Source organism: Pedobacter sp. (assembly GCF_031119335.1).
Taxonomy (GTDB): domain Bacteria; phylum Bacteroidota; class Bacteroidia; order Sphingobacteriales; family Sphingobacteriaceae; genus Pedobacter.
This window is the reverse complement of record NZ_JAVHXT010000011.1, coordinates 1-15221: the sequence shown is the minus strand read 5'-3', so window position 1 is coordinate 15221 and position 15221 is coordinate 1. Positions and strand designations below refer to the sequence as shown.

Below are 15221 nucleotides of genomic sequence, written 5' to 3'. Positions count from 1 at the left end.
AAAAAGACACCTTTTTTATTGCTCTTAAAAAGAGGGTTTTCAAACGATAGGCAACCCTACAACATTATCTTAAGATAAGATCCACACAACTATTCAGTTTCCATTTTAAACACGTCTGGCAACCCATCAGCGCTTGATGCGCTCACCTCCATATCTTTAATTAAGCCTGTTTTTAAGCTATAGACCCAAGCATGAACGGCTAATTCCTGTCCACTGGCCCAAGCATTTTGTACTATAGAAGTATTCATCACATTATTTGCTCCTTCTATTGCGTTAAGCTCTACCAAGCGATCTGATCTACGAGCAGGGTCTTTTATTGTACCCATTTCTCTCTCATGAGTTCGATAAACATCTTTAATATTCCTCAACCAATTATCTATTAAACCTACTTGTTTGGTACCTAACGCCGCATTAACGCCACCACATCCATAATGCCCGCATACTATAATGTGTTTAACCTTTAAAACGTTCACAGAGTAATCCAGCACGCTTAAAAGGTTCATATCTGTATGAGTTACTACGTTGGCGATATTACGGTGCACAAAAATATCACCTGGCATAGTGTTAGTGATTTGGTTAGCTGGCACACGGCTATCAGAACAGCCAATCCATAAAATTGGAGGAGCTTGACCTGCCGACAATTCATCGAAAAAAGTTGGATCAGCTTTTAATGTTTCAGCAACCCATATTTTGTTTCCTTCTAATAAACTTTCGTAAGTAATTTTATCTTGATGTGATGACATATTCTAAATTTTAACTTATTCAATATTTTATGTATTTACTTTCGCAACCGAATAGCTTTTCCTTAATGTTTTCTGATGTATAAAATATATAAATTGCATTAAGCGTACGCTTATGCCGCTAAATCTAAGTATAAAGACCAAAAAACTTTGCTTGGCAATAGAAAAAAACAACTTCTATGTTAATTCTTCCCAAAAAAAAGGATGCCCAAACGCAAGGCACCCTTTCCAACATTATATACTACTAAACCTACAACTATGCTATATTTATCTAAACAAAGTAGAATTATCCTTAGGCACTAAATGTTATAACCAGCTTACGACACCAGTTTCTACATTATAATTAGCACCAACTATCTTTATTTTTCCATCTTTTTCCATTTGGTTTAAAGTGGCACTTTGGCTACGAATATCTGCAATAGTTTGCTTTACATTTTGCACGTTCAATCTTTCTAACAAATCATCATTTTTAGAAGAACGCTCTTCCCCTTCATTAAGAATACTTTCTATAATTGGGTTAAAATGACCTACCAAATGCTTAAGGTTTTCCATTTCGGTTTCTCTAATTGCAGCAGCATCTAGTCCGCCTTTTAATGCACCGCATTTCGAGTGACCTAGAACAACAACCAATTTAGATCCTGCAACATTACAGCCAAATTCCATTGAACCTAAAATGTCTTTGTTTGCAAAATTTCCAGCAATTCTTACACTAAAAATATCTCCCAATCCTTGATCAAAAATCAACTCTGCCGAAGTACGACTATCAATGCAGCTCAATATTACGGCAAATGGCCATTGTCCCGCTCTGGTATCGTTTACTTGTGATAGTAAATCTCTATTGGCCTTCAAATTTTGAACAAACCTATCATTACCTTCTTTTAGTATTTCAAGTGCTTTTTCAGGGGTTATTGTCGCTTGGGTCTCTAAAGTATGTGCCTTCATTATTATAATTAATTTTTAATTTCTATTCGGGTTTGTTATGTTTTTTATTTTGATATCCATTTTCGGAATAGTATAACTTTTCTGAATGTTTTCTAAGGTTACTATTATCCCTTTGGTATAAGCGTTATGCTTATAGTTGTGGATGGCCTCTAACACATCTGGATCAATGTATCTAGAGTTTGCACCATCAATAATTACATTGGTTTCATTAGGAATATTTCCCAATAACACTTGTATAGAAGCTTTATTTAAGAACGAAACTTCTTCTGCAAGCTTAATTCTGATATTCTTTTTATTTCCCTCTTCTTGTACTCTATAAAAGAAAGGATTACGCATATTGGTTCTCAATAGATAGAAAATTGAAACCGCCATACCAATACCAACACCTTTTAACAAATCTATACCTACTACACCTATAATAGTAATAACAAATGGAATAAACTGATCCCAACCTTTATGGTACATATGCTTAAACAATGTTATTCTTGCTAGTTTATAACCGGTTACCAATAAAATTGCTGCTAAACATGATAGCGGAATCATATTGATTAACGATGGAATAAACAGTAACGATAACAACAATAATAGACCATGGAAAATTGCAGACATTTTTGTACGACCACCCGCATTTACGTTAGCCGAACTACGAACAATTACCGCAGTCATTGGCAAACCGCCCAACATACCACTGGCAATGTTACCAACACCTTGCGCAATTAACTCTCTATTAGTTGGCGACACCCTTTTTAGTGGATCAATTTTATCTACCGCTTCTAAGCTTAATAAAGTTTCTAAACTAGCAACAACTGCAATTGTTGCAGCAACTACCAGTACTTTCGAATCGAAAATCATCGAAAAATCTGGCATAGTGAACAGATTAAAAAATTCTGCAGCGCTATTTACTTCCGGAATGGTAACCATTTGGCTTTCTCTCAGTGCATTTGAAGATCCTGCAAACAGGATAGCTCCAATGATACCTACAGCAACTACTACCAAAGGCGCTGGCACAACACTTAGTTTCCTAAATTTAGGCCAGAGCACTAAAATCAGAATTGAAATTGAACTAATTGCAATTGCGGCAATGCTAAAATGTTGTAGTGCATTTCCTAAAGCTGAGAATGTGTTCTGTCCATCTGTTTGGAAAAAACTCTCATCTCCAAAAAAGTCACTATCCACACCTAAAGCATGTGGTAACTGCTTCATGATAAGCAAAATACCGATACCTGCCAACATCCCTTCAATTACACTAGAAGGAAAATAATTACCTATAGTTCCAGCTTTTATCAAACCTAATACTAGCTGGAACACTCCCGCTAGTACTACGGCCATTAAAAATACCTGATAACTACCTAAACTAGTGATAGCAGCTAATACAATGGTGGTTAATCCTGCAGCAGGACCACTTACACTTAATTGCGAACCACTAATTGAGGCTACAACAACCCCACCTATAATTCCGGTAAGCAAACCTGCAAACAGAGGTGCACCCGATGCCAATGCGATACCCAAACAAAGCGGTAACGCTACTAAAAATACTACAATACTTGCTGGCAAATCGGCTTTTAAATTCCTCTTTTGCAAATAACTGCCTATTCCGCTTCCCTTCGAAGCCGAACCTGAATTTCTCATAAAGAATAATGTTAATTTCTAAAGTTTATATATATAAAATTGATGCCGTATAAAAAAACGACACTACAATCTAACTGAAATAAGCTAAGAGAAATTAGGAGGAGGGGTAGGCACGGATGGATGATATGGATCTACGTATCTCCGTGAATGCTCAATGAAGCTGTTAGGCACACCATAATCTACATCTAGATTAATTGTATTAAAATCATATCTATGAACAGTTAGTTTTTGGTCTGCTTGTTTAGCAGTAGATTTCCCTTTATCATCACCTTGGTTTTCATTTTCCAACTGCATGATTACAGAAACCATAAACTCATCATCGCAATGCGATATAAATACAGGCGCACCAGAAATAATCATTTTTGAGACGAAAATGCTCATAAATGTTAATACGATAAGTACCTTGTATTTCCTAAAATTCATATATAATCTCTAACAGACTTTTCCAAAAATAATTCGGATTTTGCGTAAATTCAAAATTTATTACGTAATAATATTGCAATATAACATAAATGTTAGCCGTAAATCAAAATTATTCCACAATTTCAAACATTAATTCACTTATCATTATTTTAATATAAAACCGCGAAAACAGTATCAAATCAAATGAGAACCTTTTTATTATATCTGTTGCTAGTATTTCCAGCTTTTTCTTTCGCTCAAAATAATAACGCACCGTCTTCTTATGATCCGCACGATATAAAAATTACAGGTTATCTGCAAACTCAATTTCAAGTTGCACAGTCGCCAGGAATATACTCTTGGTCGGGTGGCGATTTTAGTGAGCACTCCAGCAGTCGTTTTATGCTTCGACGAGGTCGTTTAAAAGTGGATAGAGTAGACAAGTTCTCTTCAGTGGTTTTTCAATTAGATGGCACACAAGATGGTGTTAGAATTATGGATGCCTTTATCCAATTCCATAGTCCCGAAAATAAGTCATTAAAATTTACTGCAGGTTTGTTTAACCGCCCGTTTGGCTATTCCATTGTATATTCTTCTGGCTACCGCGATTTTCCCGAAAGAGCTCGTGTTTTTCAAACGTTAATGCCTAGAGAAAGGGATTTAGGGGCTATGATTTCTTATAACCCTAATAAGGTTCTTTCATTTATTACTGCAGAACTAGCGGTAGTTAACGGCAGTGGATTAAATGCTAAAGATTACGACTCTAACAAAGATATCATTGGCAATTTGAGTTTCAACTTTGATAGTCTGGCTAACAAAAAGTTGCATCTGGGCTTTGGAGCTTCTATTTACAAGGGAACTGTAAGAAATAATACAACTACCATTTTTAAACCAATGGCAAACGGTTTTATTGGAATAACCGATGATGGGAATGAAGGCTACAATTTTAGAAGAGATTACTATGGCGCAAACTTGCAGCTTGGCTACAAAACTAGCTTTGGAGAAACTACTTTCAAAACAGAATATATCGAGGGCACCCAACCAGGTGTTGCAGCTACAGCAAGCCTTTCGGGTTTAGCTGCCAGTACAAGTTTTGCTACACAACCTAGTGGAAATTTATACTTACGTAATTTTAACGGTTACTTTTTTTGGCTAACCCAACAAATTGCCAATAGTAAACTCACCGCTATTATAGGATATGACGTTTACGACCCAAATACAGATGTAGAAGAAGCAGAGATTGGCAAGGCTGGAAATAATACCACTGCCGGAGATATCAAATATGCTACTTTGGGCTATGGTTTTACCTATGCACTAAACGGACGTTTGAAACTAACGGTATACAATGAGCATGTGAAAAATGATGGTACGATGCTGCCAAATTACCAGAATGACGTTAGAGATAATGTCTTTACAACCCGTTTGCAGTATAGATGGTAGGCCAAGGTTAGTGGTTTAAACTGGTTAATTGTTTGAATTGTCTTCTTGTTAAATCGCTGAATTGTTATATTGTTTGCTAACTTGTTAATCAAATTTCATTCTGACTTTCGGACTAATTCCAGCGAACTAATGTTGAGCTTGCGAAATCCCGAAACTTCTGGAAACCAAATGAACCAAAAACATATGAACAACAAAATCGACATCTTAAAAGATAAAATACAAAAAGCCCATTTAGGCGGCGGACAGGCTCGTATTGAAAGTCAACATAAAAAAGGCAAACTTACCGCTCGCGAGCGTATTCATTTCTTAATGGATGAAGGTAGTTTTGAGGAAATCGGGATGTTGGTTACACATCGCAGTACCGATTTTGGGATGGAAAACGAGAAGTATCTTGGCGATGGCGTAATTACGGGCTACGGAACCGTAAATGGCAGGTTAACCTATGTATTTTCACAAGATTTCACTGTTTTTGGAGGATCGTTATCGGAAACCCATGCAGAGAAAATCTGTAAAATTATGGAAATGGCCATGAAAAATGGCGCTCCTATTATTGGTTTAAATGATAGTGGCGGTGCCCGTATTCAAGAAGGGGTGGTTTCCTTAGGTGGCTATGCCGATATCTTTTACCGCAACGTGCAGGCTTCTGGCGTAATTCCACAGTTATCTGCCATTATGGGCCCTTGTGCTGGTGGTGCGGTTTATTCTCCTGCCATTACAGATTTTATTTTGATGGTAGAAAACACTTCTTACATGTTCGTTACTGGCCCAAATGTGGTGAAAACCGTAACCCATGAGGAAGTAAGTTCTGAAGAATTAGGCGGGGCAAGTACGCATGCCACCAAATCGGGTGTAACACATTTTGCTTGTCCCAACGAAATTGAGGCCATCAATCACTTAAAGAAAATTTTGAGCTACGTGCCGCAAAACTGTGAAGACGCTGCTCCTTCCCTTCAGTACGAAATTGGCAATGAAGAAAGAACTTCACTCAACGAAGTTTTACCTTCAAACGCTAACCAACCTTATGATATTCGTGAGGTAATTACCCAAGTTGCTGACGATGAAAGTTTCTTAGAAGTACATGCTGCTTATGCCGAAAATATTGTGGTGGGTTTTGCCAGATTAGCCGGGCGAAGTATCGGAGTGGTGGCCAATCAGCCGGCTTATTTAGCAGGAGTTTTAGATAATAACGCATCGGTTAAAGCAGCTAGATTTGTTCGTTTTTGCGATTGTTTCAATATTCCTTTGTTGGTTTTTGAAGATGTACCGGGGTTTTTACCAGGCACCGACCAAGAGTGGAATGGGATCATCACCAATGGTGCAAAATTATTGTATGCCTTTAGTGAAGCGACAGTTCCACGAATTACGGTAATCACCCGTAAAGCTTACGGCGGCGCTTACGATGTGATGAACTCCAAACACATTGGTGCCGATATGAACTATGCTTGGCCAAGTGCAGAAATTGCCGTAATGGGTGCAAAAGGTGCAGCAGAAATTATCTTTAAGAAAGAAATCAGCACTGCTGAAAACCCTGAAGAAAAATGGTTAGAGAAAGAAAAATTGTATTCAGATATTTTCGCCAACCCCTACCGTGCTGCCGAACGTGGTTTTGTAGATGAGGTAATTGAGCCATCTAAAACTAGAGAAAAGTTAATCAAAGCATTTAAGATGTTGGAAAACAAAGTAGTAAATATGCCTAGAAAAAAACATGGCAATATTCCGCTTTAAGCAATGCAAAATAATCCTGTAGTAGAGCAAATCTTTCCTGCTTTAACATGGCGTATCAGGCAGCTGGCCATGTATCCCGAAAAGGAAATTACCGACATGGAACTTCCTGAAGATTGGGATGGGATGCATTTTGGGCTTTACTACCAATATGAGCTTACTGGCGTAGTATCTCTTTTTATAGATGGAACAACTGCCCAATTCAGAAAAATGGCAGTGCTACCCAATGATCAAGGCAATGGTTTTGGACTACAACTTTTACAATACTTGGTAGATTATTGCCAATCACAAGGCATAGAAAAATTGTGGTGCAATGCAAGAGTAAGCGCTATCGGCTTTTATCAAAAACTTGGTTTCGCAACCGCAAGCGAACCTTACGAGCGAAACCAAATTTCATACATCAAAATGGAGCTTACTTTTTAGGCAGAGCTTTATTTAAATCCATTACCGGGGTTAAACCTTCAGATGGTACATAGATAATCTGTGGTAAACTACCCTTATCGGCCAATTTCTCCAAAGTTCTGATAAACAAATATTGATTGTAAGTAGCTGACAAAGTACCATTTTCAACTTTCATAGCTGCTGCCATACCTTTCGCACGCTCAATTTCAGCTTCGGCATTTAATTTCTCTGCCTCTAGTCGGGCTTTTGCCTCTTCTACTAAAATTCTACGGTTTTGTTCGGCCTTAGCCATTTCTGCTTTACCTGCCATTTCTTGCTGCCAAACATTGTAGCGAGGCAAACCCCACATTAGCGTAATAATTACAATTAAAACGAAAAGTGCTACAGGAATAAAAATCTTGATTACGTTCATAAATAATAAATTTTAGAGTTTGTTTAATATAATGATTTTCGTGTCAAAAATCAAGAAACCAGTTTTATTAATTACCGTTAAATTGTACATTTACCGCCATACATAAATAAAACTATGGCAAAAAAGAAAGACGAAAACAAAAAGCATGTGCCTGTAGTTACCCAAAAATCACTACAGTTTTTCGAGAAATATATCAATAATGCAGCGCCTACCGGCTATGAGTGGGAAGGACAAAAACTTTGGTTAGCATATTTAAAATCTTACGTAGACGAAACTTTTGTAGATAACTACGGAACTGCAGTGGGTGTAATTAACCCAAAAGCGGAATACAAGGTAGTTATTGAAGCTCACGCTGATGAAATTTCTTGGTATGTAAACTACATCACTAATGACGGTTTGATTTACGTAATCCGCAACGGAGGTTCCGATCATCAAATTGCCCCATCAAAACGTGTAAACATTCACACAGAAAACGGTTTTGTAAAGGCAGTTTTCGGCTGGCCAGCAATCCACACTCGCCACGGCGAAAAAGAACAAGCTCCTGAGCTTAAAAATATCTTCTTAGATTGCGGTTGTACCAGTAAAGAAGAGGTTGAAGCTTTAGGTATTCACGTTGGTTGTGTAATTACTTACGAAGACGAGTTTATGGTTTTGAACGATCGTTACTACGTTGGTCGTGCTTTAGACAACCGTGCTGGTGGTTTCATGATTGCCGAAGTAGCTCGTTTGTTGAAAGAGAACAAGAAAAAACTCCCATTTGGATTGTACATTGTGAACTCCGTACAAGAGGAAATTGGTTTGCGTGGAGCAGAGATGATTGCGCATCGCATTAAACCAAATGTGGCTATCGTTACCGATGTAACCCACGATACCACAACCCCAATGATCAACAAAATTACGCAGGGAGATTTATCTGCCGGCAAAGGGCCAGTGGTTTCTTACGCACCAGCGGTACAAACTAACTTAAACAAATTGTTAATTAAAGCTGCTGAAAAAGCAGGTATTCCTTTCCAACGTCAGGCGTCTTCACGCTCTACCGGAACAGATACGGATGCTTTTGCATATTCAAACGGAGGCGTACCTTCTGCTTTGATTTCGTTGCCATTGCGCTACATGCACACCACGGTAGAAATGGTACACAAAGAAGATGTTGACAATGTAATTAGCTTAATTTACGAAAGCTTGTTAGCCATTAAAGACGGACAGGATTTTAGAGAATTTAAGTAACATATTCCGTCATTTCGACGATAGGAGAATTGAAAATCAACAAAGTTAAATCTGTAAGTTAATAGCAAAAGCGACGAACTTACAGGTTTCTTTTTATTTTGAAAAGCAATTTCAGTACTTCTATTTCCTGCTAGCCCCGCTTTTCGCTATAATCTTTTTGCTCTGCCCACTCACAAACCTTATAGGTTTGCTCTACACCATGCCATACAAACCTATAAGGTTTTAACCCAGCAACCAAAAAGTATTCCGCTTCAATCGGGTTTGGCTCACTTAGGCTTGTGCTAAAAAACATAGATAGCACCCCTCAATTTGCCAACTAGACCTGATTGAACGAAAAGCCCGCAAGCGATCTGCCAGTTGGCGGAGAGTGCGGACTTGAAGTAAAAGCAGGGCTTTCGGAGGTTTAATCTTACTGACCTTGCTCTTCTAATCTATATTCCCTACTGGATAGATTGCTTCACTGCGTTCGCAATGACGAAAGGTTACTAATAAAAACTACCATCGCCCCTTCGCATAATCTGACGGCCATTACGCCCACGAGCACCACTCCATTTTTGCAAACGCACATTTGCCCTCAACATAAAATATCTGCTCAATGCATTGGTACGGGTTTCGGTCTTCATCAAATCGGTAACGTTAAGATTTACAAAGTTGTTCTGCTCCAGAATATCAAAAGCTTGGAAAGTAACCGAAGCCCTGCGTTTCCAAAACTCTTTCTGAACATAAGCGTTGATTACCAAAGGATTACTAGTAATATTTGCGTTGATACCGCTTACAAAATTTTTGCTGGCATTGTAACCAAAAATCAGGGTTTTCCACATGTAAAACCTGCCATCAATATTTAAAGCCAAAGTTCTGGTATTGATCTCGTTAGGGCTAATGGTATTTTGCGATTTCGTGATATTATAAGACACATTTGGGTTTACTTCTAGCCATTCGTTAGGGTTAATACGTGGACCAAAACGCTCCGTAATATTCCAAATATTAGTAACACTTTGAACGTTGTTACTCATAGAAACTGCATGGTTATAGCTCACATTTCCGCTCAATGCCAGATTATATTTTCGGTTATTCAGTTGCTTACTTACGGTATGATTTGCGCCCACGCGGTAGCCGCCATTCATATTCACAAATCTGGTTTCATTACGTAACAGCTGGTTATTGTTGTTAAAAATCTGCACAATATTTCTCACCACCGCATTGTCTACAATGGTAGAATTAAGGTTTACCGAATAATTAAGCTTTTGGTTAGCGATGTAATTGTTGTAGCTAGCGTTGATAGAATGGTTGAACGTAACCCTCAAATCTGGATTACCGACAATGGTATTTTGCGGATTTGAAACATCACGAACTGGTTGTATCTGATCGAAAGTTGGTTCTGTAGCATTACCAGAATAGTTTAGCTGCAGATTGTGCGTTTTAGAAAACTGGTACTGAAACCTCGCAATTGGAATAAGGTTAAAGCTGTTGCGATTGGTAGTTGTGCCTAAACTTACCTTGGTGCCACTCAACACCGCTGGCACTCCGGTAATACCTACCGAGAACCTAACCTTAGAAGTGTTGGATAGTCCGTAACGGTAATTCAAAGCAATACGGGCTTGGGTAAACGAATAATCGTAAATATTACTCAACGAATCTACTACGTTTCTATTCTCGAATGCGTCTATGTTGCTCGTGATTGCCCTGTTATCGTAACTATTGCGAGTTACCTGCGTGTTAAATTCCAACTGACTATTTGCGGCTATCGGCTCTACGTAAGTGAAACTTCCACGATAGTTCGACGTTAAATTTCTTCGCTCGATAAGGCGATGCACCAAAGAATCTAAAGTATTGATATCGTCTTTGTAGAACTTCGTATTTCGCTCCTGCTCGGTTTCCTGATCTGACGTATTAAAACTAAACTGTAGCGAAAAGTTTCTTCGTGGCTTGCTGAAAATATGCTGATAAAAAACAGTTGCACCAATGTTTGGTCGTGTGTTTTTACCAGAACTATTACCCAATTGGTTTTGTGTAATTAACGGCCCCGACTGACCAATGTTCGATAAACTACTGTTAAAACTTGACGAGTATGTTAGCTCGGGCTGTATTCTTAAAAAATTATTACTGTCTAAATCTGCCTCTAGCTCAAAGTTAAAGTTGTGGTTTTTGGTGTTATTGTCTCTCTCGCTTTCGTTAGTAGAAAAAATAGTTCCGTTGGTGCTATAAAATTCGGAAACGCTGCTGTTTAGCGAGTTCACATTGTTAAAATTATAACGATAATTGGTGTTGATACGTACTTTTTTACCTATTTGATCGCGATAAGAAAAGGCAGAGCCTCCACTATTGGTTGTGCCGCCGCTACCGCCCGACGAATTTCCACTATTTCCGCCACCACCTGCATTACTTCCTCGGTTGCCACCACCGCCATTGTTACCTCCGCCACCACGGTTACCACCTCCGCCACCGTTATTTCCACCTCCAAAGCTATCTCCACCCATATTATTTGCAGCCACGCCATTAACCGTATTGTTTAAACGCAGGTTTAGCGACAAATTCTGATTTCCGTTTAATCGAGTACCAAACAATGAACTTTCATAACGCTCATTATTACCTGCACCAGCACTAATATTGGCAGAATTACCTACCGATTTGTCTGTACGGGTAACAATATTCAACACCTTTTCTGGATCGCCATCTTTAATACCTGTTCTGGCAGCTTGGTCACCATAATCATCTACAATCTGGATTTTGTCTACAATTTCGGCTGGTAAGTTTTGGATAGCTGTACTTACATCTCCGCCAGAATAAACCTTACCATTAATTTTTGCTTTGGTTACGTTATTGCCTTGATGAATTAAACTGCCATCGTTCCCAACTTCCATTCCTTCCATTTTCTTCAGCAACTCGTCAACTGTTGCATTTTCCCGAACAATGTAATCGCTAGCCTTATATTCTACGGTATCTGTTTTATAAGTGATGGACGGCGTTCCGTTAATAACTACTTCATTTAATGTGTTCGCCATGGTTTGTAGCACAATTGGATCCATCACAATTCTAGGTACAGCATCATTTTGCTTGTATTTGTTGATCTGCTGCTTATAGCCCATCATGGTGAAACTCATGGTGTAAGTAGCCAATTTCACATTCTTAAATACAAATATCCCATCGGGATTGGTGCTTGTAATTAACGTATCCTTGTCTGATGTTAATCGAACTGTCACTCCCGGCACACCTAAATCAGTAGTGTCTTTTACAATTCCACTAATTTCTCTTACAGCAACTGGTGGAGGTACATTGGTTGCCCGTACTGGATTTTGCGCTTGCACTAAATTACCGATACAAAGCAAACACAAGCAAAGCGTTAACTTAAATAATAGCTTCTTCATTTGATAATCGTTAAATGTTGGCTATTATTTCTGAATGGTGTATTTACCCCAAAAGTCGGTTGCGACCATCAAATCTTGTTGCGCTGTATTGTTGCCACCGCCAAAACCTCCTCCTCTATTTCTACCGCCGAAGCCGCCTGCATTGGTACGCATTGCAAAATTGCCGCCACCACCCTGCCTTCCGTTTAATTTAATCTGATAAGCAATTTCCTTTTTGTCGTCAATTGATATTTGAAGCGTTGATAGAGGGATAGCAATCTCACAGAAATATGCCTTTTGCTCATCCATTTTTGCAATGGCCTTGATACCATATTCATTATAGATAGAAATAAGTGAGTCGGGAATATTAGCAAAGCCTTTAATTTTGATTTCCTTTACACCAGCAAGCTGAACCTTTCGCTGTTCATAAGCGGCCGAATCTCGTTGTTCTTGAGATTGCTCCTGCCTATTCTGGCCCATTCGCTGTCTGTTTAAACCGCCGCCAGCTTGCCCTACAGGTCTAGCAACGTTAGCCCTAGCAATAAGTGGATAGGTAATAGTGAAAGATTCATCCTCTTTCTTCTTGCCTTTTGTATTTACACTGAATGAAATTCCACCTGCTAAAATTTTTGTAATTGCATCATTACTTGCTGCCTTAATAGCCAAGTATAAATTTTTATCATCGTTTGCAATAGAATAAATCAATGATGTTCTTTTATTCTCGGCAGAAAAATTATTCCATTCCGTGTTTTTACCGTCTATTCTGATGGTCGAAGGTACTACCAAGGTAGTGGTCTGTATATCCGGTAATTTCTGTGCAGTGGCCTCTATACCTGCAAAGATTAAAATTAAAGCGTAAAATAGTTTCATAATTTGTGGTTTGCATTTGTTGTGTAACAACAATAGACATGAAATATCTAAAAAGGATTAAAAAAACATTTCAAAAAAAAATCCCCAGCTATCATTAACTGAGGATTTCTATTTCGTTATTAACGAAAATTATTTGCTAGTAGCAGATGATTTGTAAGTCTCGGCAAGTTTAAGTGCATTATAGGCGTTTACAATTCCCCCACTTTTACATAATTCCGAAAAGTTTACTCTTACAGTTTCATCTCTTTCATTCTTATATTTCACTTTTCTCGCCACTTTAGAAACAGATCTCATAATGATATCCTTTACATCTACTGCAGTAAGTTCTGGATAATAGCTTAATATCAAAGCTGCTAAACCAGAAACTACTGGGGCTGCCATACTAGTACCATCAAATTCTTCATATTTATTTTCCGGAGTAGTAGATTTGATCATAAATCCTGGCGCAAAAACATCAACATTGTACTTGCCATAGTTAGAAAATGATGCCTTTAAATCGTCATTGTCCTTATAAGCACTTGCGCCAACCGTTATCCAGTTTTTAGCATGTGGTAACTGATATTTTGCAGAATCTAAAGGAGCTGGTTTAGCAAACGGATTTGGTCGTGGTGCCATTCCCGGCCCTGTATTTTGATTATTAGGCATAGGTGCAACAAATGGTTTCACCTCTGGTTTCTTAGTTTTCTTTATATACGCATCAGCTTCCGGACTATCATAATATTTAGTAGGATAATTATCAGATATATCGACATTCTGATTATCGTTTCCAGCCGCGTGAACTAGCAATACACCTTTAGATTCTGCATATTTAATTGCTTCATCTACTACTTTCTTATCCCATTTGTAACCTTTACCAAAGCTCATGTTAACTACCCGAGCGCCATTATCAACAGCATACCTAATTCCATTGGCCACGTCCTTATCCCTTTCATCACCCTGCGGAACCACTCTAATACTCATTATGCTTACATTTCCTGCAACTCCTTTAATACCCAAATCGTTCGCTCTGTTAGCTCCTATAATTCCCGAAACGTGTGTTCCGTGATCTGCATCAGGCCCTTTAACATCATTATTTCCATATATACGTTCATTCGAGTTGTCATAATTATCGCCCACCAGAGTGGCTCTTTCATCATAAGTCTCGTTTAAATTGTATTTCAGCATCTGCTCTATTTCTTTGTAACCTTTCGTGATGCTTTCATAAAACTTTTCAATTCCACCTTCATCCTTTGATCCTTTCCGTACTATCTTCTTGATATATCCTTCCATCTCGTCATCAGCCTTGTATCTTTCCATATCATCTAAAGATGGAATTTTCTTTCCGTTAGTACTAGCTACAGAATCCATTACCTTTTTAATAGCTATGTAGATTGGAAATGCAGAACTTGCCTCATCATAGCGCTTACCAAAATCAGACACTACACGCCTATAAAGATTGTATTCTTCTTTTTCTGCACTATCTAATACCGTAGTTCTAATTACAGATCTATATTTTGGCTCCAATTTCCGCTTGATTCTCACCAATTCCAAATTATCATAAGCCAAATTTCCGTTCTTAGAACCTATAAAATTCCAACCGTGAACATCGTCTATATAACCATTGCCATCGTCATCAATACCATTTCCAGGGATTTCCTTTTTATTAGTCCACAAAACATCCTTTAAATCCTCGTGTTTAATATCTGTTCCGCCGTCAATAACAGCTACAATTACCTTCTGCTTAGGATTTCGATTTTTAAGTAACTCATTATAGGCTTTTTCAGTGCTGATACCGAAATACCCATCTGTCAATAAATCTAGATTAAACCAATTAGCAGGAAGTTTTACGTTTTTATCCTGTGCAAAGCTTGGATTTACTGCAACGGCGAATAAAAAGAATGATATAACTATTTTATAAACTCTCATCTTATCTCTCAAAAAATATGTCATAATATACAAAAATAACCAATTATAAAGTTAGCGATAACGTTAGTTGTAATACTTTAACAAAAATTAACAGCGATAATTGTTTGATGCTAAAGAAAATGGGGAATTACATGATTTAATTAGGGAATATTAGCTATAAAATATGACGAAAATCAACTTCCGCTA

The 15221-nt window shown here is 38.1% G+C and carries 13 protein-coding genes; 4 read left to right on the top strand and 9 right to left on the bottom strand.

Going from position 1 to position 15221, the window contains the following annotated elements; all coding sequences use genetic code 11:
• Window positions 1–89: 89 nt before the first annotated feature.
• From REI64_RS12415 to REI64_RS12400, 4 genes are all read right to left on the bottom strand, one after another.
• Window positions 90–743, bottom strand: coding sequence for a carbonic anhydrase (locus tag REI64_RS12415; protein WP_308850449.1), 654 nt, complete (start codon window positions 741–743; stop codon window positions 90–92).
• Between the two features lie 303 nt (window positions 744–1046).
• Window positions 1047–1682 (bottom strand): carbonic anhydrase, encoded by a 636-nt coding sequence (locus REI64_RS12410; RefSeq protein ID WP_308850448.1) that lies wholly within the window; start codon window positions 1680–1682, stop codon window positions 1047–1049.
• Between the two features lie 15 nt (window positions 1683–1697).
• The gene (locus tag REI64_RS12405; protein ID WP_308850447.1) at window positions 1698–3311 is read right to left on the bottom strand and encodes a SulP family inorganic anion transporter; all 1614 of its coding nucleotides are present in this window, start codon (window positions 3309–3311) and stop codon (window positions 1698–1700) included.
• Window positions 3312–3395: 84 nt separating this feature from the next.
• Complete coding sequence (locus tag REI64_RS12400; protein ID WP_308850446.1) at window positions 3396–3692, bottom strand: hypothetical protein; 297 nt, start codon at window positions 3690–3692, stop codon at window positions 3396–3398.
• A gap of 225 nt (window positions 3693–3917) precedes the next feature.
• Between REI64_RS12400 and REI64_RS12395 the strand changes: the two genes are divergently transcribed.
• The 3 genes from REI64_RS12395 (at window position 3918) to REI64_RS12385 (ending at window position 7298) form a co-directional block, all read left to right on the top strand.
• Window positions 3918–5153, top strand: coding sequence for a porin (locus tag REI64_RS12395; RefSeq protein WP_308850445.1), 1236 nt, complete (start codon window positions 3918–3920; stop codon window positions 5151–5153).
• A gap of 183 nt (window positions 5154–5336) precedes the next feature.
• A complete protein-coding gene (locus REI64_RS12390; RefSeq protein ID WP_308850444.1) occupies window positions 5337–6878 on the top strand; it encodes an acyl-CoA carboxylase subunit beta in 1542 nt (513 codons plus the stop codon).
• A 3-nt stretch (window positions 6879–6881) separates the two neighbouring features.
• On the top strand, window positions 6882–7298 hold the full coding sequence (locus REI64_RS12385) for a GNAT family N-acetyltransferase (protein ID WP_308850443.1): 417 nt from the start codon (window positions 6882–6884) through the stop codon (window positions 7296–7298).
• Here the strand turns inward: REI64_RS12385 and REI64_RS12380 are convergent.
• Entirely contained in the window at window positions 7288–7689 is a 402-nt protein-coding gene (locus tag REI64_RS12380; protein WP_308850442.1) for a hypothetical protein, read from the bottom strand. The two genes, REI64_RS12385 and REI64_RS12380, sit on opposite strands and share 11 nt — an antisense overlap.
• A gap of 114 nt (window positions 7690–7803) precedes the next feature.
• On the opposite strand from REI64_RS12380, the gene REI64_RS12375 reads away from it, so the two are divergent.
• Complete coding sequence (locus REI64_RS12375) at window positions 7804–8916, top strand: M42 family metallopeptidase (RefSeq protein ID WP_308850441.1); 1113 nt, start codon at window positions 7804–7806, stop codon at window positions 8914–8916.
• 130 nt (window positions 8917–9046) lie between these two features.
• Here the strand turns inward: REI64_RS12375 and REI64_RS12370 are convergent, their stop codons facing one another.
• From REI64_RS12370 to REI64_RS12355, 4 genes are all read right to left on the bottom strand, one after another.
• On the bottom strand, window positions 9047–9208 hold the full coding sequence (locus tag REI64_RS12370) for a hypothetical protein (RefSeq protein ID WP_308850440.1): 162 nt from the start codon (window positions 9206–9208) through the stop codon (window positions 9047–9049).
• Window positions 9209–9401: 193 nt separating this feature from the next.
• On the bottom strand, window positions 9402–12281 hold the full coding sequence (locus tag REI64_RS12365) for an outer membrane beta-barrel protein (RefSeq protein WP_308850439.1): 2880 nt from the start codon (window positions 12279–12281) through the stop codon (window positions 9402–9404).
• 24 nt (window positions 12282–12305) lie between these two features.
• Window positions 12306–13130 carry a hypothetical protein gene (locus tag REI64_RS12360; RefSeq protein WP_308850438.1) on the bottom strand — a complete coding sequence of 275 codons (825 nt, stop codon included), beginning with the start codon at window positions 13128–13130 and terminating at the stop codon, window positions 12306–12308.
• 129 nt (window positions 13131–13259) lie between these two features.
• Window positions 13260–15059 carry a S8 family peptidase gene (locus REI64_RS12355; protein ID WP_308850437.1) on the bottom strand — a complete coding sequence of 600 codons (1800 nt, stop codon included), beginning with the start codon at window positions 15057–15059 and terminating at the stop codon, window positions 13260–13262.
• Window positions 15060–15221 lie beyond the last annotated feature (162 nt).

What these genes read in the sequence shown, in the direction of transcription:
- REI64_RS12380 (WP_308850442.1), bottom strand. Translation starts at nt 7,689, where the DNA reads ATGAACGTAATCAAGATTTTTATTCCTGTAGCACTTTTCGTTTTAATT.
- REI64_RS12405 (WP_308850447.1), bottom strand. Translation starts at nt 3,311, where the DNA reads ATGAGAAATTCAGGTTCGGCTTCGAAGGGAAGCGGAATAGGCAGTTAT.
- REI64_RS12375 (WP_308850441.1), top strand. Translation starts at nt 7,804, where the DNA reads ATGGCAAAAAAGAAAGACGAAAACAAAAAGCATGTGCCTGTAGTTACC.
- REI64_RS12370 (WP_308850440.1), bottom strand. Translation starts at nt 9,208, where the DNA reads ATGTTTTTTAGCACAAGCCTAAGTGAGCCAAACCCGATTGAAGCGGAA.
- REI64_RS12395 (WP_308850445.1), top strand. Translation starts at nt 3,918, where the DNA reads ATGAGAACCTTTTTATTATATCTGTTGCTAGTATTTCCAGCTTTTTCT.
- REI64_RS12365 (WP_308850439.1), bottom strand. Translation starts at nt 12,281, where the DNA reads ATGAAGAAGCTATTATTTAAGTTAACGCTTTGCTTGTGTTTGCTTTGT.
- REI64_RS12385 (WP_308850443.1), top strand. Translation starts at nt 6,882, where the DNA reads ATGCAAAATAATCCTGTAGTAGAGCAAATCTTTCCTGCTTTAACATGG.
- REI64_RS12400 (WP_308850446.1), bottom strand. Translation starts at nt 3,692, where the DNA reads ATGAGCATTTTCGTCTCAAAAATGATTATTTCTGGTGCGCCTGTATTT.
- REI64_RS12360 (WP_308850438.1), bottom strand. Translation starts at nt 13,130, where the DNA reads ATGAAACTATTTTACGCTTTAATTTTAATCTTTGCAGGTATAGAGGCC.
- REI64_RS12410 (WP_308850448.1), bottom strand. Translation starts at nt 1,682, where the DNA reads ATGAAGGCACATACTTTAGAGACCCAAGCGACAATAACCCCTGAAAAA.
- REI64_RS12355 (WP_308850437.1), bottom strand. Translation starts at nt 15,059, where the DNA reads ATGACATATTTTTTGAGAGATAAGATGAGAGTTTATAAAATAGTTATA.
- REI64_RS12415 (WP_308850449.1), bottom strand. Translation starts at nt 743, where the DNA reads ATGTCATCACATCAAGATAAAATTACTTACGAAAGTTTATTAGAAGGA.
- REI64_RS12390 (WP_308850444.1), top strand. Translation starts at nt 5,337, where the DNA reads ATGAACAACAAAATCGACATCTTAAAAGATAAAATACAAAAAGCCCAT.